The sequence below is a fragment of the Luteibacter sp. KNZ12-1A genome (genome assembly GCF_056755675.1).
Window position 1 is genome coordinate 1 of sequence record NZ_JBPGXU010000017.1, and the last position, 19,576, is coordinate 19,576.

The 19,576-nt window shown below is 67.1% G+C and carries 22 protein-coding genes; 19 read left to right on the forward strand and 3 right to left on the reverse strand.

Features of this window, described 5'->3' with window-relative positions; all coding sequences use genetic code 11:
* Positions 1 to 143 precede the first annotated feature (143 nt).
* From lepA to recO, 6 genes are all read left to right on the forward strand, one after another.
* The gene (gene lepA, locus ACR9ZJ_RS05835; protein ID WP_481287154.1) at positions 144 to 1,934 is read left to right on the forward strand and encodes a translation elongation factor 4; all 1,791 of its coding nucleotides are present in this window, start codon (positions 144 to 146) and stop codon (positions 1,932 to 1,934) included.
* A 98-nt stretch (positions 1,935 to 2,032) separates the two neighbouring features.
* Positions 2,033 to 2,935, forward strand: a complete 903-nt coding sequence (gene lepB / locus ACR9ZJ_RS05840; protein ID WP_481280054.1) for a signal peptidase I — start codon at positions 2,033 to 2,035, stop codon at positions 2,933 to 2,935.
* A 139-nt stretch (positions 2,936 to 3,074) separates the two neighbouring features.
* On the forward strand, positions 3,075 to 3,449 hold the full coding sequence (locus ACR9ZJ_RS05845; RefSeq protein ID WP_306846329.1) for a DUF4845 domain-containing protein: 375 nt from the start codon (positions 3,075 to 3,077) through the stop codon (positions 3,447 to 3,449).
* Between the two features lie 6 nt (positions 3,450 to 3,455).
* Complete coding sequence (gene rnc / locus ACR9ZJ_RS05850; protein WP_481282684.1) at positions 3,456 to 4,112, forward strand: ribonuclease III; 657 nt, start codon at positions 3,456 to 3,458, stop codon at positions 4,110 to 4,112.
* On the forward strand, positions 4,109 to 5,041 hold the full coding sequence (era, locus tag ACR9ZJ_RS05855) for a GTPase Era (protein WP_371025037.1): 933 nt from the start codon (positions 4,109 to 4,111) through the stop codon (positions 5,039 to 5,041). The genes rnc and era overlap by 4 nt, the downstream gene beginning before the upstream one ends.
* A 21-nt stretch (positions 5,042 to 5,062) precedes the next feature.
* Entirely contained in the window at positions 5,063 to 5,755 is a 693-nt protein-coding gene (recO, locus tag ACR9ZJ_RS05860) for a DNA repair protein RecO (RefSeq protein ID WP_481280055.1), read from the forward strand.
* Positions 5,756 to 5,766: 11 nt separating this feature from the next.
* On the opposite strand, the gene ACR9ZJ_RS05865 is transcribed toward recO, so the two are convergent.
* On the reverse strand, positions 5,767 to 6,498 hold the full coding sequence (locus tag ACR9ZJ_RS05865; protein ID WP_481287155.1) for a response regulator: 732 nt from the start codon (positions 6,496 to 6,498) through the stop codon (positions 5,767 to 5,769).
* 45 nt (positions 6,499 to 6,543) lie between these two features.
* Here ACR9ZJ_RS05865 and ACR9ZJ_RS05870 point away from each other — a divergent pair, with 45 nt between their 5' ends.
* From ACR9ZJ_RS05870 to ACR9ZJ_RS05930, 13 genes are all read left to right on the forward strand, one after another.
* Complete coding sequence (locus ACR9ZJ_RS05870; protein ID WP_481280057.1) at positions 6,544 to 8,571, forward strand: translocation/assembly module TamB domain-containing protein; 2,028 nt, start codon at positions 6,544 to 6,546, stop codon at positions 8,569 to 8,571.
* Between the two features lie 44 nt (positions 8,572 to 8,615).
* Positions 8,616 to 9,221, forward strand: coding sequence for a YdbL family probable chaperone protein (locus ACR9ZJ_RS05875; protein WP_481287156.1), 606 nt, complete (start codon positions 8,616 to 8,618; stop codon positions 9,219 to 9,221).
* A gap of 85 nt (positions 9,222 to 9,306) precedes the next feature.
* On the forward strand, positions 9,307 to 10,608 hold the full coding sequence (gene rlmD / locus ACR9ZJ_RS05880) for a 23S rRNA (uracil(1939)-C(5))-methyltransferase RlmD (protein WP_481287157.1): 1,302 nt from the start codon (positions 9,307 to 9,309) through the stop codon (positions 10,606 to 10,608).
* A 14-nt stretch (positions 10,609 to 10,622) separates the two neighbouring features.
* Positions 10,623 to 11,147 carry a CYTH domain-containing protein gene (locus ACR9ZJ_RS05885; RefSeq protein ID WP_481287158.1) on the forward strand — a complete coding sequence of 175 codons (525 nt, stop codon included), beginning with the start codon at positions 10,623 to 10,625 and terminating at the stop codon, positions 11,145 to 11,147.
* On the forward strand, positions 11,141 to 12,142 hold the full coding sequence (gene nagZ / locus ACR9ZJ_RS05890) for a beta-N-acetylhexosaminidase (RefSeq protein WP_481287159.1): 1,002 nt from the start codon (positions 11,141 to 11,143) through the stop codon (positions 12,140 to 12,142). The genes ACR9ZJ_RS05885 and nagZ overlap by 7 nt, the downstream gene beginning before the upstream one ends.
* A 7-nt stretch (positions 12,143 to 12,149) precedes the next feature.
* Positions 12,150 to 12,695 carry a hypoxanthine-guanine phosphoribosyltransferase gene (locus ACR9ZJ_RS05895; RefSeq protein ID WP_426284899.1) on the forward strand — a complete coding sequence of 182 codons (546 nt, stop codon included), beginning with the start codon at positions 12,150 to 12,152 and terminating at the stop codon, positions 12,693 to 12,695.
* A gap of 5 nt (positions 12,696 to 12,700) precedes the next feature.
* The gene (locus ACR9ZJ_RS05900; protein WP_481280062.1) at positions 12,701 to 13,447 is read left to right on the forward strand and encodes an S-methyl-5'-thioinosine phosphorylase; all 747 of its coding nucleotides are present in this window, start codon (positions 12,701 to 12,703) and stop codon (positions 13,445 to 13,447) included.
* 135 nt (positions 13,448 to 13,582) lie between these two features.
* The gene (locus ACR9ZJ_RS05905; RefSeq protein WP_306846354.1) at positions 13,583 to 13,789 is read left to right on the forward strand and encodes a cold-shock protein; all 207 of its coding nucleotides are present in this window, start codon (positions 13,583 to 13,585) and stop codon (positions 13,787 to 13,789) included.
* Positions 13,790 to 14,071: 282 nt separating this feature from the next.
* Positions 14,072 to 14,416, forward strand: a complete 345-nt coding sequence (locus tag ACR9ZJ_RS05910) for a type IV pilus modification PilV family protein (RefSeq protein ID WP_481287160.1) — start codon at positions 14,072 to 14,074, stop codon at positions 14,414 to 14,416.
* Positions 14,398 to 14,931, forward strand: a complete 534-nt coding sequence (locus tag ACR9ZJ_RS05915) for a PulJ/GspJ family protein (protein ID WP_481287161.1) — start codon at positions 14,398 to 14,400, stop codon at positions 14,929 to 14,931. The genes ACR9ZJ_RS05910 and ACR9ZJ_RS05915 overlap by 19 nt, the downstream gene beginning before the upstream one ends.
* Positions 14,915 to 15,229, forward strand: coding sequence for a hypothetical protein (locus ACR9ZJ_RS05920; RefSeq protein ID WP_481287162.1), 315 nt, complete (start codon positions 14,915 to 14,917; stop codon positions 15,227 to 15,229). The genes ACR9ZJ_RS05915 and ACR9ZJ_RS05920 overlap by 17 nt, the downstream gene beginning before the upstream one ends.
* A complete protein-coding gene (locus ACR9ZJ_RS05925; protein WP_481280066.1) occupies positions 15,156 to 16,175 on the forward strand; it encodes a glycosylasparaginase in 1,020 nt (339 codons plus the stop codon). The genes ACR9ZJ_RS05920 and ACR9ZJ_RS05925 overlap by 74 nt, the downstream gene beginning before the upstream one ends.
* A gap of 2 nt (positions 16,176 to 16,177) precedes the next feature.
* The gene (locus ACR9ZJ_RS05930; protein ID WP_481280067.1) at positions 16,178 to 16,897 is read left to right on the forward strand and encodes a copper homeostasis protein CutC; all 720 of its coding nucleotides are present in this window, start codon (positions 16,178 to 16,180) and stop codon (positions 16,895 to 16,897) included.
* Between the two features lie 4 nt (positions 16,898 to 16,901).
* Here the strand turns inward: ACR9ZJ_RS05930 and ACR9ZJ_RS05935 are convergent, their stop codons facing one another.
* Together ACR9ZJ_RS05935 and ACR9ZJ_RS05940 are read right to left on the reverse strand one after the other, a co-directional pair.
* Complete coding sequence (locus ACR9ZJ_RS05935) at positions 16,902 to 18,497, reverse strand: ATP-dependent DNA ligase (protein WP_481280068.1); 1,596 nt, start codon at positions 18,495 to 18,497, stop codon at positions 16,902 to 16,904.
* On the reverse strand, positions 18,497 to 19,519 hold the full coding sequence (locus tag ACR9ZJ_RS05940; RefSeq protein WP_481287163.1) for a ligase-associated DNA damage response exonuclease: 1,023 nt from the start codon (positions 19,517 to 19,519) through the stop codon (positions 18,497 to 18,499). The genes ACR9ZJ_RS05935 and ACR9ZJ_RS05940 overlap by 1 nt, the downstream gene beginning before the upstream one ends.
* Positions 19,520 to 19,576 lie beyond the last annotated feature (57 nt).

Below are 19,576 nucleotides of genomic sequence, written 5' to 3' on the forward strand. Positions count from 1 at the left end.
TTTTATTTCTTTCCTGTGGGGGGGGGGGGGGGGGGTGGTGGTGGGGTAGACTTTCCTTTCTATTATGGGTGATTCGGTTTTGCAAAATGGCGGGCGCGCGTCGTTCGCGCCGCGAGCGATGGTGAACGTGACCACGGCGCTCCATGGAACTCATCCGCAACTTCTCCATCATTGCCCACATCGACCACGGCAAGTCGACCCTGGCCGACCGCATCATCCAGTTGTGCGGCGGGTTGTCCGAGCGCGAAATGGAAGCGCAGGTGCTCGACAACAATCCCATCGAGCGCGAGCGTGGCATTACCATCAAGGCCCAGTCGGTGTCGCTGCCGTACAAGGCGCGCGACGGCAAGATCTATCAGCTGAACTTCATCGATACCCCGGGGCACGTCGACTTCTCGTACGAGGTCAGCCGCTCGTTGTCCGCGTGCGAAGGCGCGCTGCTGGTCGTCGATGCCGCACAAGGCGTCGAGGCGCAGTCCGTCGCCAACTGCTACACGGCGATCGAGCAGGGCCTGGAAGTGATCCCGGTCCTCAACAAGATCGACCTGCCCACGGCGGACATCGAGAAGGCCAAGGCCGAGATCGAGGCCGTCATCGGCCTGGATGCCAGCGACGCGATTCCCGTCAGCGCGAAGACCGGCCAGAACGTGGTCGAGGTGCTGGAAGCCATCATCCAGCGCATTCCCGCACCGAAGCCGGGCGATACGGACAAGCTGCAGGCGCTGATCATCGACTCCTGGTTCGACAACTACCTCGGCGTCGTCTCGCTGGTCCGCGTCATGCAGGGCGAGATCCGCCCCGGTGACAAGATCCTGGTCATGTCCACCGGCCGTACGCATCTCGTCGACGATGTCGGCGTGTTCACCCCGAAGCGGAAAAAGCTCGAACGGCTCGCGGCCGGCGAGGTCGGCTGGATCAACGCCTCGATCAAGGACGTCCACGGCGCGCCGGTGGGCGATACGCTCACCCACGCGGGCAAGCCGGCGGCGGCTCCGCTGCCGGGCTTCCAGACCATGAAGCCGCGCGTGTTCGCCGGTCTCTTCCCGGTGTCGGCCGACGATTACCCCGCGCTGCGCGAGGCGCTGGACAAACTGCGCCTCAACGACGCCGCCATGTTCTTCGAGCCTGAAAGCTCCGAGGCGATGGGCTTCGGTTTCCGTTGCGGCTTCCTCGGCATGCTGCACATGGAAATCGTGCAGGAGCGCCTGGAGCGCGAGTACGACCTCGATCTCATCACCACCGCGCCGACGGTGGTCTACGAGGTGCTGAAGACCGACGGCACCGTGCTCGCCATGGACAACCCGGCGAAGCTTCCGCCACCGCAGCAGATCACCGAGATTCGCGAACCGATCATCGTCGCGACCATCCTCACGCCGGGCGACTATGTCGGCAACGTGATCAAGCTGTGCGAAGAGAAGCGCGGCGTGCAGCGGACCATCCAGTACCTGGCCACCCAGGTGCAGGTCACCTATGAATTGCCCCTGGCCGAGGTCGTCCTCGACTTCTTCGATCGCCTGAAATCCGTTTCGCGCGGTTATGCGTCCATGGACTATCACCTGGAACGCTTCGACGCGGGCCCGTTCGTGCGGGTGGACATCCTGATCAATGGCGATCGCGTGGATGCACTGAGCCTGATCGTGCATCGCTCGCACGCCGACCGCCGTGGCCGGGAACTTGTGGAGCGGATGAAGGATCTGATCCCGCGCCAGCAGTTCGACGTGGCCATCCAGGCGGCGATCGGCGCTGCCGTCATCGCCCGGTCCACGGTGAAGGCGCTACGCAAGAACGTCCTCGCCAAGTGCTATGGCGGCGACGTATCGCGCAAGAAGAAGCTGCTTGAGAAACAAAAGGAAGGCAAGAAGCGCATGAAGCAGGTCGGCAGCGTGGAGATCCCACAGGAAGCGTTCCTGGCCGTGCTCAAGGTGGACAAGTGAGCGCCGCCGTCGCGGCATGACCTTTCACCTATGGAACCCCGGCGCCGGATGCGCCGGAATGGGCCTCACGGCCCCTCGACACGACTGATGGAGTTGGCATGGCGGCATTCGATTTTTCGGCGATCCTACTCGGCCTCACGGTCCTCTTCGGAGTGATCTGGCTGTTCGATCGCCTGTTCCTTGTGAAGGCGCGTCGCGCCCGGGCGGAGGCCGCCGGTACGGAGCAACCGGAACCCTGGCCGGTCGACTGGGCCCGCTCGTTGTTCCCGGTGATCCTGGTGGTGCTCATCCTGCGTTCGTTCGTGGCCGAGCCCTTCCGTATCCCTTCCGGCTCGATGATGCCGACGCTCGACGTCGGCGACTTCATCCTGGTCAACAAGTTCGCCTATGGCCTGCGCATGCCGGCCTTCAACAACAAGCTGGTCGAGAACGGCGAACCCCGCCGTGGCGACGTCGTGGTCTTCCGCTTCCCCGGCTACGTGTGCAAGGACGAAAACGGCAAGACCGTCCGTAGCGGCGACATCTCCTGCCAGGACCCGCATGCCCCGGTGGCCAGCGAGAACTGGATCAAGCGGGTGATCGGCCTGCCGGGCGACCGCATCGAAACCCGTGGCAGCGAGCTGTACATCAATGGCGAACGCGTGGGGGCGGACGAGATCGGCCCGTTCAAGGGCAGCATGAACCGTCCCGAGGACCGCCTGCTGATGACCTACGGGTCGAAGCTCTACACGGAGCACCTGGGCAGCATCAACCATACGATCGCGCTGACCCCGGCGTTCAACATGCCCCAGGACATCCCCAACGCCGCCGTCCCGTCCGAGGTGCCCAAGGGCTGCTATATCGTCATGGGCGACAACCGCATGAACAGCACCGACAGCCGCTGGTGGGGCTGCATGCCCGAGCAGAACCTGGTCGGCAAGGCGTTCTTCGTCTGGCTCGCCTGGCGCGGCCCGGGCAACGGTTGGATCGATTTTTCCAAGATGGGCAAGGTCATCCATTGACCGAACGGAGGCCTCCGTCACGCCGGCGGGCGTTGCGGATGGCGCCGGACGAGGTAATCTCCGCTGCGGGGCGCGTATCGCGCCCCGCACGCATTCACCGTCTTGAACAGGGGAGCCGCCGCGGCGGCGGGACACGATCATGAAATCCAGGCAATCGGGTATTACTCTCATCGGCTTCGTCATCGTGCTGCTCGTGCTGGGCTTCTTCGCCTTCATGGCCATGAAGCTCGTGCCGGCCTACATCGAGTTCTTCGGCGTGAAGAAGGCGATGAGCCAGCTGGCGACGAGCGGCAACACGCAGGATCTCGACAGCATCCGCCGCGACCTGATCTTCAAGATGGGCTTCCAGTACGTCGACGACGCGACGATCCAGCCCAAGGACATCACGCTCGACCGTAGCGGCAACGGCGCCACGCTGAACGTGAACTACGAGAAGCAAATCCATTTCATCTACAACATCGACTTCCTCCTGCACTTCGACAACGCCGTGCAGTTGAGGAATCCGTCCATGTAACGAGCGATCGTGCAGTTTCCCCATTCCTTCCGTAACCCCGACCTCGCGGCCCTCGCGCTGACCCATCGAAGCGCCGGCCGGCCGAACAACGAGCGCCTGGAATTCCTCGGTGACGCCCTGCTGGGCGTCACGGTGGCCGAATTGCTCTTCGAGGCCCACCCTAACGCGAGTGAAGGCGAACTCTCGCGGTTGCGCGCGCAGCTGGTCAACGGCCAGGCCCTGGCGGTGATCGCGCGTGAACTCGAACTGGGGGATATCCTCAAGCTGGGGCCGGGCGAGCTCAAGAGCGGCGGCTACCGGCGGGATTCGATCCTGGCCGACGCCTTCGAAGCCCTGGTGGCGGCTGTCTACCTCGACGATGGATACGATGCCTGCCGTCAGGTCGTACGCAGGCTGTTCATGCCCCGCGTGGCGGAAATCAAACGTTCCAGCAAGGACGCGAAGACGCGCCTGCAGGAGTGGTTGCAGGGCAGGGGCCTGGCGCTGCCCGTTTACGAACTCACCGACAGCTACGGCGAAGACCATGCCAAGATCTTCGATGTCAGCTGTTCCATCGACGAACCCGAGCCCATCCGCGTCGAAGGACACGGTGGCAGCCGGCGCGCCGCCGAGCAGGACGCCGCTGAAGCGGTGCTTCGCCGTCTGCTGGAAACCAAGATATGAATGACATCGACATCACTGAACACGACTCCGTCGTCGACGACGACTTCCGCTGCGGTTACGTGGCCCTCGTCGGCCGTCCCAACGTCGGCAAGTCGACGCTGCTCAACGCCCTGATCGGCGTGCGCCTGAGCATCGTCAGCCACCGTCCGCAGACCACGCGCCATCGCATCCTCGGTATCGCCAGCAAACCCCAGGGGCAGATCCTCTACGTGGACACCCCGGGCTTGCACCGTGGCGGCAAGCGGGCGATGAACCGCAGCCTCAATCGCGCCGCGCGCGCGGCGATCACCGAGGTCGACCTGGCCGTGCAGGTGATCGAGGCAGGCCGCTGGACCGACGAGGACGCGACGATGTACGCGGCGCTCGCCGAACAAAAGGACATGCCGAAGCTGCTGGCGATCAACAAGGTCGACCTGCAGAAGGACAAGACGGTCATGTTGCCCTTCGTCGCCGACCTGATGCAGAAGCATCCGTTCGACGACGTCTATTACGTCAGCGCGTTGAAGTCCAAGGGCCTTTCCGGCCTGGAGAAGGGCATCCTGAAGCGGCTGCCGGAACAGGCCGCGATCTACGGCGAAGACGAGATCACCGATCGCAGCGAACGCTTCCTCGCCGCGGAGATGGTCCGCGAGCAGCTGATGCTGCGGCTGGACCAGGAACTGCCGTACGCCACCACGGTGGAAATCGAAGCCTTCCAGGACCGTCCCGACGGCATCGCCGAAGTGCACGCCGTGATCTGGGTCGAGCGCGACGGGCAGAAGGCCATCGTCATCGGCGAGGGCGGCGCGCAGCTGAAGGCCATCGGCACGTCGGCGCGCAAACAGATGGAGAACCTGTTCGAACGCAAGGTCTTCCTCAAGCTGTGGGTCAAGGTGCGCGAGGGCTGGGCCGACGACGAAAACCTGCTCAAGCGTTTCGGCTACGAATAAAAGGGCCGGCCGCCGGCCGCGATGCGCATCGAGCAACAACCCGCCTTCGTCCTGCACGCCCGGCCCTACCGGGAAACCTCGTTGCTGGTCGAGTGCCTGACCCCCGACTACGGCCGCATCGGCGTCGTCGCGCGGGGAGTGCGCAAGGAGCGGGCGCGCCTGCAACGCGCCCAGCTCGAGCCGTTCCAGCGTATCCAGCTTGACATGCTCCTGAAGGGCGAACTGGCCACGCTTCGCGGCGCCGAACCTTCCGGCGCGGTGATGAGGCTGACAGGCGACGCGGGACTCGCGGGCCTGTACCTCAACGAACTGGTGGTCCGGCTCACCGGGCGACAAGATCCCAACGTGGAACTGTTCGCCTTCTACGAACGCACGTTGCGGCGCATGGCGGCGGGCGAACCCCTGGCCTGGACCCTGAGGCGCTTCGAGCGCGACATGCTCGACTCGCTGGGGTATGCGCTGCAGCTGGATGTGGACGCGGTCCAGGGCGAGCCGCTGGAACCCACGGCGACGTACTTCTACGACCCGGAATCCGGCGTCATGCCGGGGCGCGTCGGCGATCCACAGGCGATCCGCGGTGTCGATCTGCTGGCGCTGGCCGCCGACCAGCCGCCCGACGCCGCCGGGCTCGCATCACTGCGGCGCATGATGCGCCAGGTGATCGGCTTTCACCTCGGCGGTGGCGAACTGCGCGCGTGGCGGGTGCTTCGCTGACGGGCTTGCGTTCAGCCCGGCAACGCGGCCAGCGTCGCATCGAGTTCCTCCCGGAACCGCGCCAGTGCATCCGGCACCACCGCGCGCGTTTCCCGCACATGTGCCTGCAGTACCTTGGCCTGCGTCCCCAGCCGCGCGGCGCCACAGAAACCGCATGCGGAACGCAGCCGGTGCATGCGCTCCACGAGGGCGCCCGGATCGGCCGCCACGGTGTCCAGCTCCACCGCCAGTTCCACGAGTTCGGCGCGAAGCAGCATGCGCAGTGCCTGCATGGTCGCCGTGTCGCCCGCGGCGGTGAGGCCCGCCTGGTCGTCCAGCACCCGAAGCTGCCCATCGATACCCAGCGTGGCCGCCAGGGCATCGACCACCGAGGCGATGCGGCAGGGTTTCTCGATGATCCCCGCGAATCCCGCCTTGAGTAATTCCGCACGTAGGCTGGAGGGCACTTCCGCGCTGGTCGCCAGCGCGGTCGCCTCCCGCGAGGCCGAGCCGGCATCGGCACGCAGCGTGGACAGCACGTCGATGGCGCCTGCGTGGGGCATGCGGCAATCGAGAATGAGGGCATCGAACCATTCGGCGCGCCCTAGCGACAATGCCTCCGCGCCGTCACATGCGAGGGTCACCCTGTAACCGTGCCCGCCGAGCGCGCCGGCGAGGAACTGCCGCGTGGAGGGGTCGTCGTCGGCGACCAGCAAGCGGCGCTCGCCGGAAGTGGCGTGAAGAAAAGGGGCGTCATGCGACATGCAACGTTCCGTGTCGTTCATCTGGATTTGGCAGAATGGCCGACCATGCTCCCCGTATCAACCCGCCCGTTCATCATGCTGCTCGTCGTCTCGATCGCCCTGGGGTGGGCGAACGGTGCGCAGGCGGGCCTGTCGGTGGGAGCCGATACGCTCCAGGTGCCAGGACTGGAGATGTCCGGCATGCAGGCCGATATCGACCCGGCGGCGAGCGGCAAGGGCCTGGACGTGAAGTTGACCGCCGCTCGCGCGGACATGCCCGCCATGGGCTGGCGCAAGCTCGGCCTGGGCCTGGACGGCGTGCTCGATCGCGATGAACTCGGCCGTTGGGTGTTCGATGGATCGATCCGATTGAAAGGGGCCCCGGGCGGCGCCCTCGGCAACGCCACCGTGCGGATCGTCGCCGACGCCGCCGCGAATACGCTCGAGGTATCGTTGCGCCAGGACAAGGCCTCGGCCCAGGTGGCCTTGCCGATGGACCAGCCCACCCATGCGCAGATCACCCTGAAGGACCTCCCCGCGGGATGGTTGCAGGGCCTGCTCTCCACCGTCTGGTCCGGTCGCGCCACGGCGGGGCGGGTCGATGCCGACCTTGCGCTCGACATCCTGGAAGACGGCGTCCAGGCGGCGGGCCAGTTCGCGCTGGACGGTGTCGGCTTCGACAGTCCGGGCGGGAAGCTCGCCGGGCAGTCGCTGTCCGGGGGCGGCCGCCTCGGTGTCGACAGTCACGCCGATGGCCAGTCGATCGACCTCGACGCCACCTTGCGTGGTGGCGACCTGCTGCTCGGCCCCTTGTATGCCGACTTGCCGGCGCATGCCGTGCAGCTGGCGGTGGGCATCCGTACCCATAGAGGCGAACTCGCGATCCCCCGCCTGCGCCTGACCGATCCCGACGCCTTGCAGCTCGAAGGCGAACTCGGCTTCTCCGCCAAGGGTGACTTGTCGCGGCTACGGTTCGACCGGTTCACGGCCCGCTTTCCAGCCGCCTACACCCGCTATGGCAAGGGCCTGCTGCGCGATGCCGGCCTCGATGGCTTGCAGGCCAGCGGTGAAGTGGCCGGTCACATGACGATGGAAGGCGGTGCGCTCAAGGCCTTCGCCATGCAGACCGGCGGTCTCGACCTGGCACTGTCCGACGGGCGCCTCGGCATCGATGGCTTGCGCGGTTCCGTCGACTGGAGCGCCGCCGACGAGCGGCCGGTGACGAAGCTCGGCTGGCGCGCCTTGAGGATCTACCGCATCCCGAATGGCGCGGCGGAGGCATCCTTGCGCAGTGCCGGCGGAACGTTGAAGCTGGACAGGCCGTTCGCGATTCCCGTCCTCGACGGCCAGTTGCGTGTCCTCGGGCTCTCCCTGCGCCCGGCCGCCGCCAGCGGCGAGCGGCTGCAAACCTCGCTGGCGCTTACCCAGATCGACATGGCGGCCTTCTGTCGCGCGCTCGGCTGGCCACAGTTCAAGGGCACGCTCGGTGGGGCCGTGCCCTCGCTGCGCTATGTCGACGACCGCGTGGAACTGGCTGGCGGCTTGTCCCTGAATGTCTTCGACGGCTTCGTCGATATCACCGGCATGACCCTGTCGCGTCCGTTCGGCGATGCGCCCGTGCTGACCGGAGACATCGCCCTGCGCGGCCTCGACCTCGGCCTGTTGACCTCGGTGTTCGACTTCGGCGACATCACCGGCCGCCTGCACGGGGCGATCGACGACCTCCGCCTGGTTGCCTGGAGCCCGGCGTCGTTCAAGGCCAGCCTCGTCGCCGATGAAGGGGGCAGGATCAGCCAGAAAGCGGTCAACAACCTCACCTCCGTGGGCGGGGGCGGTATCGCCGGTGGACTCCAGGGCACCGTGCTGAAGCTGTTCAAGACCTTCGGCTACAAGCGCATCGGCCTGTCGTGCACACTGAAGGGCGATGTCTGCAGCATGGGCGGCCTGGGTCCGGCGAAGGATGGCTACACTATCGTCGAGGGCAGCGGTTTGCCCCGATTGACGGTGGTGGGACACCAGCGGGAAGTCGACTGGCATACCCTCGTCCGCCGCCTGCAAGCCGCCACGGAAGGTGACGGACCCGTCGTGCGATAACTCCGGAAGCCGGCAAGCCAATGATAGGAAGTGGAGTGGAAATCATGCGTAAATCCCTGATTGGCCTCATTGTGGCTGCGGCGGTAGCCCTCGTCGGCTGCGTCACCATCAACGTCTACTTCCCCGAGGCGGCGGCACAGAAGGCCGCGGACCAGTTCATCGGCAACGTCCTCGACGAAAGCGGGGTCGACAAGCCTTCGCCCGCGAAGGACGCGCCGGCACGCCCGGCGCCGGGCAAGCAACCGTCGGCGTCGCTGCTCGATCTTGTCGTTCCCGCCGCGCGGGCGGCGGAAACGCCGGACATCCAGGTCCGCACGCCCGAGACCGACGCGATCCGGGCACGCATGAAGGCCCGTTTCGGTGGCCAGCTGAAGGCCTTGTTCGACAGCGGCGCCGTGGGCTTCACCGCCGATGGCCTGGTGGCCGTGCGCGATGCGGGTGCCTTGCCGCTGGACCAGCGGTCGCAGGCGGACGGCCTCGTCAAGCAGGAAAACAACGACCGCGACACGCTCTATCGCGCCATCGCGGCGGCGAACGGTCACCCCGAGTGGGAGCCGCAGATCCGCAAGACCTTCGCCGAGGGGTGGGTCCAGCGTGCGCCGCCGGGCTGGTATTATCGCGATGCCTCCGGCGCCTGGAAGCGCAAGTAGGCATTCCGCCAGGATCGCACGCCTCACGGCGCGTCCTCCCAGCCAGCCCGGGCCGTCGGCGGTCCGGGCTTTACGTTTTGAGCGCATGACCGAATTCGAAGCCACCATCACCGACCTCAGCCACGATGGCCGGGGCGTCGCCCGCATCGACAACAAGGCCACCTTCGTTTCCGGCGCGTTGCCGGGCGAGCGCGTACTGCTGAAGTACCGCAAGCGCCACCGCAACTACGACGACGCCGAGATCGTACAGGTGCTCGAGGCATCGCCGGTGCGCGTGGTGCCGAAGTGCCGGCATTTCGGCCAGTGCAGTGGTTGCTCGCTGCAACACATGGACCCGGCCGCGCAGATCGCCGCCAAGCAACGCGTGCTGGCGGAGAACTTCGAGCGAATCGGCAAGGCGAGTCCCGCCTCGTGGTTGCCGCCACTCACCGACCAACCCTGGGGCTATCGGCGCAAGGGGCGCTTCTCGGTTCGCCATGTCGCGAAGAAGGAGCGCGTGCTGGTGGGCTTCCGCGAAGAAGCCAATCCGCGTTTCGTGGCGGACATCGATACCTGCGAGGTCATCCATCCGGCGCTTGGGCCGAAGGTGGGATTGCTCGCCGCGCTGATCGGGGGCCTCGACGCGGCCCGCGATATCCCGCAGGTGGAATTCGCCGCGGGTGACGACACCGTGGCCCTGGTGTTCCGTCACCTGGTGCCGCTGTCGGAGCGGGACCGGGCGGCCCTGGTCGCGTTCGGCAAGGAGCATGGCCTGGCGATCTACCTGCAGCCGGGCAACCAGAGCAGCGTGCATCCGATCTGGCCCGAATCGCCACGGCTGGCCTTCGCCGTGCCGGCCGACGACATCGAACTGGAATTCCTCCCGCTGGACTTCGTGCAAGTCAATGCCGGCATGAACCAGCGCATGCTCGCGCGCACGCTGGAACTGCTCGACCTGCGGCCGGCGGACCGGGTGCTCGACCTGTTCTGTGGCCTCGGCAATTTCACCTTGCCGATCGCCCGGCACGCCGCGGAAGTGGTCGGCGTGGAAGGCGAGCATGGCCTGGTCGAGCGCGCGGCGGCCAACGCCGCCCGTAACGGCCTGGGTAACGCCTCGTTCCGCGTCGCCAACCTTTTCGAAGACCAGCGCGCGGCGCCGTGGGCGACGCAGTCGTGGGACAAGATCCTGCTCGACCCGCCGCGTGCGGGGGCCGACAAGGTGCTGGAATACCTTCCCCGCAAGGACACCTCACGCGTCGTCTACGTCTCGTGCCATCCCGGCTCGCTGGCGCGCGACGCGGGTATCCTTGTGCGGAAGCACGGCTTCAGGCTCGTGTCGGCCGGTGTCATGGACATGTTCCCGCACACCGCGCATGTCGAATCCATCGCGCTGTTCGAGCGCGGCTGACGGAGCGGAGGCCCATGGGCGTCGAAATCGAACGCAAGTTCCTCCTCGCGAACGACGGCTGGCGTTCCCTCGTGGAGCGCAGCGAACGCATGGCGCAGGGGTACCTCGTCAATGCCGCCGCCATCGTCGCAGGGCAGGCGAAGTGTTCGGTGCGCGTGCGCATCGCCGGTGACGCGGCATGGCTCAACATCAAGTCGGCCACGCTCGGCATCGAACGGCACGAGTTCGAATACGCCATTCCGCTCGCCGATGCGGAGCATCTGCTCCACGAGCTGTCCGATGGCGTGCTCGAGAAGATTCGTCACCATGTCATGCTCGATGGTGCCCACTTCGAAATCGACGAGTTCCTGGGCGATAACGCCGGGCTGTTCGTCGCGGAAGTGGAGCTTCCCTCGGTCGACGCCGCCTATCCGCGACCGGACTGGCTCGGCGTCGAAGTGAGCGAACAGACCCGCTATTACAACGTCAACCTGATCGGCCGGCCCTATGCGGCATGGTCGGCCGCCGAGCGGGAAGGGAAGGAGGACACCGCATGCTGATCATCGGCCTCGCCGGTACCGAACTGGCCGCGCACGAACACGGCCGGCTCACCGCGCCAGGAGTGGTCGGGACGATCCTGTTCTCGCGCAACTTCCGTTCGCGCGAGCAGGTCACGGCCTTGATCGACTCCATCCGCGACGTCGCCGGTGACGATTTCCTCGTCTGCGTCGACCAGGAAGGAGGACGCGTGCAGCGCTTTCGCGACGGGTTCACGCGACTGCCGCCGCTCGCCGCGATCGGCACGTTGTACGAGAGCGATCCCGTCGAGGCGGTGAATCGCGCCGAGGAACATGCGTGGATCATGGCCAGCGAAATGCGCGCCATCGGCGTCGACTTCAGCTTCGCGCCGGTGGCCGATCTCGAACGCGGCAGCGCGGCCATCGGTAACCGTGCCTTCCACGCCGATCCGGCCATCGCCGCGGAACTCGTGCAGGCCTACGTGCGCGGCATGCACCTGGGCGGCATGGCGGCCGTGCTGAAACATTTCCCCGGCCACGGGTCGGTCAAGGAAGACACGCACGAATCCATCGCCGTCGATCCGCGCGGCAAGGACGAGATCCTGCGCGACGACCTGCTGCCCTTCGTGGCCGGCATGGAAGCGCGCGCGGAAGCCGTCATGGCCGCGCACGTCCGGTACCCCGCCGTGGACGACCATCCTGCCGGCTATTCGCGCATTTGGATCGAGGAAATCCTGCGCGGCGAACTCGGTTTTCGCGGTTGCGTGTTCGGCGACGACATCAGCATGGCCGCGGCCGGCGGCGTCGGCGGCATCGCCGCGCGCGTGGCCGCGAACCTCGATGCGGGCTGCGACATCGTGCTCGCCTGCTTTCCCGACGTCGTTCCCGAGGCGATCGCAGCGGTCGAAGGCCGCCGCCCGTCGCCGGCCGAGCGCATCGCCCCCTTGCGCGGTGCGATCGGTTCGACCTGGGAAGGCCTTGTCGACAACCCCCAACGCGACCGGTTCATCGCGCGCGTGACCGCCCTGGAGCCCTGACCTGACCATGACCGCCGCTTCGCTCGACGACGCGCTCGCGCGTTCGGACATCCTGTTCACCCGAGAACAGCTCGATATCGAAATCGCCCGCATGGGCAAGGAGATCGACATCGCCCTCGCCGGCGAGCGTCCCGTCTTCCTCACCGTGATGCACGGCGCGCTGGTCTTCGCCGGCCAGCTCGCGTTATCGGTCAAGACCGACCTCGAGTTCGACTACGTCCACGCCACCCGTTACCGCGGCGAGACCAGTGGCAGCGACCTGCACTGGCTGCGGCGCCCCGAGGTGCCGTTGAACGGCCGTACCGTGTTGCTGGTGGACGACATCCTCGACGAAGGCCACACGTTGAAGGCGGTGCGCGACGCATGCCTCGACATGGGCGCATCGCGCGTATTGCTGGCCGTGCTCTGCACGAAGCTGCATGGCCGCCGTGCGCATGGCATCGAGGCCGACTTCAACGGCGTCGACCTTCCCGATCGCTACGTGTTCGGTTATGGCATGGACTACCACGAGCAGGCGCGCAACCTGCCGGCCATCTACGCGCTGAAGGACTGACGCCGATGAGTATCGATCTCGCCGTCATCGGCGGTAGCGGCCTGTACGCCTTCGAGGGCCTGGAGAATGTCGAACGCCAACGGGTCGAAACGCCCTTCGGCCCGGCCTCCGGCGATGTCGTGACGGGCGACTTCCGTGGCAAGCGCCTCGCCTTCCTCGCTCGCCATGGTGAGAGCCACACGCTGCCGCCGCATCGGGTGAACTACCGGGCGAACCTGTGGGCGTTGCATTCGCTCGGCGCACGCCGCGTCGTGGCCGTGAACGCGGTGGGCGGCATCCGCGACGACATGGGCCCGCGCACCCTCGTGGTGCCGGACCAGATCATCGACTACACCCACGGCCGCTACACCAGCTTCAACGATGTCGACGGGGCGGAAGTGCGCCACATCGACTTCAGCGAGCCGTACACGGAAAGCCTGCGCCAGGCGATCCTGGCCGCCGCGCGTGCGGAAGGGCTGGCGATCCTCGACGGTGGCGTGCATGGCGTCACCCAGGGGCCTCGGCTGGAAACCCGGGCGGAGATCGCGCGCATGAAACGCGACGGTTGCGACCTGGTCGGCATGACCGGCATGCCGGAAGCGGCGCTCGCACGCGAACTCGACCTGGAGTTCGCCTGCCTGGCCCTGGTCGCCAACTATGCGGCGGGCGCCGGTGACGAAGCGGAAATAAGCATCGAGGAGATCTTCGCCCACCTCGCGGCGGCGACCGCGAACGTACCGCCGATCCTCGGACGCTTGCTGGCGGATGCCTGAGGGGAAAGCGTCCCAGTTGCGCTTTGGTCTAAAACATGATGATACTTTGTGCGCGCCGCGGGGGCAGGCAAAGGGGATCCATGGGGAACGCCTCGCCATCCGGGTGCTTCCAGTCCATGTCCAGAGGTTTCCGCAATGCGTTTCGGTACGGTCAAGTGGTTCAACGATGCCAAGGGTTTCGGTTTCATCGCGCCCGAGGACGGTGGGGAGGACGTGTTCGTCCACTTTTCTGCGATCAACTCCAAGGGGTTCCGTAGCCTTCAGGAAGGCCAGCGTGTGAAGTTCGAAGTGACCAATGGGCCGAAGGGTGCCCAGGCGTCCGGCGTCGAAATCGCGGCGTGAACGCCACGACATCGGTGCCATGAAAACCCCGCGCGAATGCGCGGGGTTTTTTTTGGCGGTGGTAGGACCTTTGTAATGGTGGGATCTTGCAGTGGTGGGAGCCGACCTTGTCGGCGATCCCGCGGCAGCGGGCCAGGCTGAGGCAAGCACCCATCGCCGACAGGGTCGGCTCCTACCAGGCTTGCCTCGCCACGCATGCCCACGCCAGGCGGCATGGTTTCCGACGATAGCCTTTGCCGTTTTCCGGCAGCGTATGCATGGCTGGCATCGGACCCTGTGGGGATGCGACAGGTCTCCGGCTCGTCCCTCATCGAATCGCTCGTCGCGCTGGCGGTGTTCGCGATCGGCAGTGCGTCGACCGCGACGTGGGTCGCGCAGTCGATGGCCGTCGATGCGAGGGCGTCTCGGCTCGTCGCGGCGACCACGATCGCGGTCAGCCTGGAGGCACGCATCCGCGCCGGCGGCGGCACCGTTTCCGAGAGCGACCTGCACGTGTTTCATGCCGCGCTCATCGAACGAATGGGAGCGGCCGCCACCGGTTCCGTGATCTGCGAGCCGCCGGCGGCGTGCGCCATCCGGATCGCCTGGGCGACGCGCGAGGTCCTGTCATGGCCGTTCGATCCGTGACGGCTCGTGGCATGACGCTGGTCGAACTGCTCGTCGGGCTGGCGGTGGCCGCGATCGTCGCCGCGGTGGCCATGACCGGCTTGTCGATCACGGGGCTTGCCATCGTTCGCCAGCGTGTGGCGACAAGGACGGAGGACGCGGTGTGGCTGGCGCATGCGGCGATCGCCCGCGACCTGTGCGCGTCGGCCCGGTGGAAGGGTTGCGTCGAGGCACGCGGCTGCACGACGCAGACGGTGCATGGCGGCACGCCGGCACTGGTGCTCGACCATGCCGAGTGGTTCGCCGACGGGGGACTCTGGCGATGCGAAGGATCGGAGTGCGGGAGGTATCTCGACGGCATCGTCGGCATCGAGTTCGTCGCCTTGTTACAGGACGACGGTGGCACGCCCCGCCACGTGCCCTTCGCCCCGATCCATGAAAACAGGGCGAAGGCGCTCGAGGTGGTGTTATGGACGGTGGATGGGCGCCGTTATAGCCGCACGACGGACCGGGGTGGTTGTGCGCCGGTCCGCTGAGCGTGGCGCGATCCTGCTCGTGGTGCTGATGGTGCTCGCGATGATGGCGATCCTCGCGGCCTCGTTGTCGCGCTCCGCGCGGTCGCGGATGCTGGCCGCACAGGAGTTCCACCAGGCAGAGAGGGACTTCCGGCACGGGCGCGTCCTTCATGGTGGCGACGGTGGCGACGCCCGTGCGACCATCGGCGATGGCGCGGCCGGCGCGTCGTCGAATGAGGCAACCCATGGATCGCAGACGATTCCTCCAGGGGGCGACGATCGCCTCCGGCGTGGCACTGGCCGCCAAGGGCATCGCTAAGGCGGCTCCCGCCACGACCGCGACGGGGATGGTTCCGCGCGTGTGTTCCACCTGGGACTTCGGCGTGGCCGCCAACCAGGCCGCCTGGAAGGTGCTCGCCTCCGGCGGGCGCGCGCTGGATGCGGTGGAGCAGGGAGCCCGCGTACCGGAAGCCGACCTGCGCAACCATAGCGTCGGCCGTGCCGGGTATCCGGATCGCGATGGCAAGGTCACGCTCGACGCCAGCATCATGGACGAGAACGGCAACTGCGGCGCGGTGGCGGCGATCGAGCACATCGCCCATCCGATCTCCGTCGCGCGGCGGGTCATGGAGCGCACGCCCCATGTGCTGCTGGTGGGTGACGGCGCGTTGCAGTTCGCGATCGAACAGGGCTTTCCCCGCGAGGAACTGCTCACCCCAGAGTCGGAAAAGGCCTGGCACGAATGGCTGAAGACGGCGAAGTACAAGCCCGTCGCCAATAGCGAGGTCAAGAGCTACAACGCGGGCCCCGGTGGAACGCCGGGCGATGCCAGCAACCACGACACGATTGGCATGCTCGCGATCGACGCCAAGGGCAACCTGTCCGGTGCGTGCACCACCAGTGGCATGGCGTGGAAGCTGCACGGTCGCGTGGGCGACAGTCCCATCATCGGCGCGGGCCTGTATGTCGATAACGACGTGGGTGGCGCGACATCGACCGGCGTGGGCGAAGAAGTGATCCGCAACGTCGGCAGCTTCCTCGTCGTGGAACTGATGCGCCAGGGCCGCTCGCCCGAAGACGCATGCCGCGAGGCGGTCGAGCGCATCCTGCGCAAGAAGCCGAACGCGAAGGATCTCCAGGTCGGCTTTCTCGCGATGGACAAGAAGGGCAACGTCGGCGCCTGGGCGATCCAGAAGGGTTTCTCGTACGCGGTTTGCGACGCGGCGAAGCAGGACGCGTTGATTCCCGGCAAGAGCAGCTATTGACCATGGCGCTGCTCGAGATCGCGGCCAATTCGGTGGCATCGGCGTTCGCCGCGCAGGAAGGCGGTGCGGGACGCGTCGAACTGTGCGCCTGCCTGGAGGAGGGGGGCGTCACTCCTTCGCACGGCACGATCGCGCTGGCGCGCGAAGGCCTGGACATTCCGCTCTATGTGTTGATCCGCCCGCGCGCGGGCGACTTCGTCTACGAGAATGCGGAGGTCGAGGCGATGCTCGACGACATCGCGCATTGCCGGGCGCTCGGTTGCGATGGCGTGGTCGTCGGCGCGCTCACTTCCGAAGGCGAAGTGGATGTGGACGTCTGCGCCCTGTTCGTACGCGCGGCCGAAGGCATGGGGCTCACCTTCCATCGCGCGTTCGACCTGGTCGAGGACCAGTCCTCCGCGCTGGAAACAGTGATCGATCTCGGGTTCGAGCGTGTGCTCACCTCCGGCGGCATGCAGAGCGCGGTGGCCGGTGCCTCGTCCATCGCGCGGCTCGTGGCGCAGGCGGGGGGACGGATCGTGGTGATGCCGGGAGCGGGCATCGAGCCGGGCAATGTCCTGGCGCTTCGCGAAGCCACGCGCGCCCGCGAGTTCCACGCGTCGGCGAAGAAACGCCTTCCCTCGGCGATGCGCCGCGCGCCCGGCGACGCGCTAGGCATGGGCGCGGGCGAGATCCGCACGGATGTCGACACTGTCCGTGCGCTGGTCGCCGCCCTCGCTTGATGCCTCAGCCCGCCGCCAGGCGGCGGAGGTCGTCGAGCCTGTCGGCATCGCGGATGGCGAGGTCGGTGCGCCAGCGCAGGATGCGCGGAAAGCGCACCGCCACGCCGGCCTTGTGGCGCCCCGAAGCCTGGATCGCCTCGAAGGCGAGTTCGAACACGTGCGTCGGCTCGACTGATCGCACGGGCCCGAAGCGGTCGATGGTGTGCGCCCGTATCCAGCGGTCGAGCCGGCCGATCTCGTCGTCGTCGAGGCCCGAGTAGGCCTTGGCCACGGGCACGAGCGCTTCGCCGTCCCAGACACCGAACGTGTAGTCGGTGAAGAGACCGGAACGCCGGCCGTGGCCAGGTTGCGCGTAGATCAGCACGGCATCGATCGTGTACGGGTCGACCTTCCATTTCCACCAGTCACCGCGTTTGCGGCCCACGCGGTACGGCGAATCGAGCCGCTTGAGCATCAGCCCTTCCGTACGGCGCTCGCGCGATTCGGTGCGCACCGCCGCCAACGCCTGCCAGTCCGGCGCCGTGATCGCGGGCGAGAGCATCAGCGTGGGGCGCCGCTCCTCGACAAGGCTGGCGAGCATCGCGCGGCGTTCGGAAAGGGGACGTTCGCGCATGTCCTGGCCGTGCAGTTCGAGCAGGTCGTAGGCCATCAGGCGCACGGGCGTATCGGCCAGCAGTTTCGGCCCGGGCTTGAGCTTGCCGATGCGCTTCTGCAACGCGGTGAAGGGCAACGGATGGTCTTCATCCAGTGCCCAGGCCAGGATCTCGCCGTCGATCACGCAGCCATCGGGAAGATCGAGGGCGGCCTGCTCGATCTCGGGGAATCGCCCGTCGAGGCGTTCCTCCCCGCGCGACCAGAGCAGCGCATCGCCGGCGCGGCGCATCAATTGCGCGCGGATGCCGTCCCACTTCCATTCGGCCAGCCATTCGCCGGCATCGCCCAGCGAGGCGGCCTCCTGTTCCAGCGGCGAGGCCAGGAAAAAGGGGTAAGGCCTTTCTCCCGCATGCTCGTCGGCGCGCTCGGCGTCGGCCAATGCCTGGAAGGCCGTGGCGCTGGGCGCCCAGGCACCACTGAGCCGATGCGCGATCAGGTCCGTCGGCAGGTTCGCCCATTGCGCGAGCGCCTGCACGACGAGCCGGTGCGACACGCCCACCCGCAGCGATCCCGTCAGCAGCTTGTTGACCAGGAACACCTGATCGCGTGGCAAGGGGCGCCACCATTCGCGCAGGAGATCGATGCGTTCGGACGATTCGAGCGCGTTGAGCGAGGGCAGGCGCGCTTCCATCCATACATGCAGTGGCGTGTCTTCCTGCTCGTCGCCGCCGCTGGGCAACATGAGCGCGATCGTCTCCGCGAGATCGCCGACATGCTGGTAGCTTTCGTCGATGAGCCAGTCGGCGTAGCCCGCCTCCGCGGCGAGCGCGGTGCGCAGTTCGGTCGACGTGGCGGTTCGCTTGAGCTTGCCGCCGCCGAGGACGTAGACGGCCCATGCCGCGTCTTCCGGCGGAGCCTCGGCAAAGTAGGCCGCCATCGCGTCGCGCTTGGCGGCCGTGGACGAGGTGCGATCGAGTACCTCGAAAAGGGCGGCGAATCGGCGCATCAGTCGCCTTCCTCGCTGCGGCGGAATTCCGGCATGCGTCCGCCGAGCGCGCTCAGCGGGAGCGCGTCGTGGCCGTTCTCGCGCAGGTGGCGGATCAAGGCCTCGCCGTCGCCGTGCGTGACGTAGATGCGCTTCGCGCCGCAGTCTTCCACGCTGCGGATGAGGCCCGGCCAGTCGGCATGGTCGGACACGACGAATCCGCGGTCGTAGCCGCGACGACGGCGCGCGCCACGCACCTGCATCCATCCGGAAGCGAAGCCGGTGGAGGCCTTGGCGAAGCGGCGCATCCACGGCGATCCCGCCGCCGAGGGTGGCGCCATCACCAGTTCGCCCGCGAAATCCTTGCCGCGGGCGGAGTCGCTGACGGCCTGCGTGGGTAGCATGTGCACGCCCGCTTCGCGGTATGCCTCGACCAGGCGCGGCATCGCGCCATGCAGGTGCACCGTGCGGTCGGTGCGCGTGGCCAGTTCGGCGAGCAACCGTTGCGCCTTGCCCAGGGCGTAACAGAACAGTACCGCCGGCACGCCGCGTGCCGCGCACTCGTCGAGCCAGTCGAGGATCTCGTCCACCACCCGGCTCATGGGCGGCCATCGGTAGATCGGCAGGGCGAAGGTGGATTCGGTGACGAAGATATCGCACGGCACCGGTTCGAAGGGATCGCAAGTGGGGTCGGGTTCGCGCTTGTAGTCGCCGGAAACCACCGCGACCTTGCCGCATCCTTCGATGCGGACCTGTGCCGCGCCGAGGATGTGTCCCGACGGATGCAGGGACACGCGGGTCTCGCCGAGGGTGAAGGCTTCGTTCCAGTCGTATTCGCGGATCGTGGCCGATGCGCCCAGGCGCTCGCGCATCAGTCCGCCACCGGCAAACGCTACGTGGTAGAGCGCGCTGCCTGCGCGCGCGTGGTCGCCGTGCGCGTGCGTGACGACCGCGCGGGCGACCGGCTGCATCGGGTCGATGAAGAAGTCGCCCGCCGGGCAGTAGAGGCCTTCGGGGCGCGGTAGCAGCAGGTCGCCATCCATGCGGCCGAAGGTAGGTGGCGGATCGTCAACAGGGCGAAAACGCCGCGGTGCCGACGT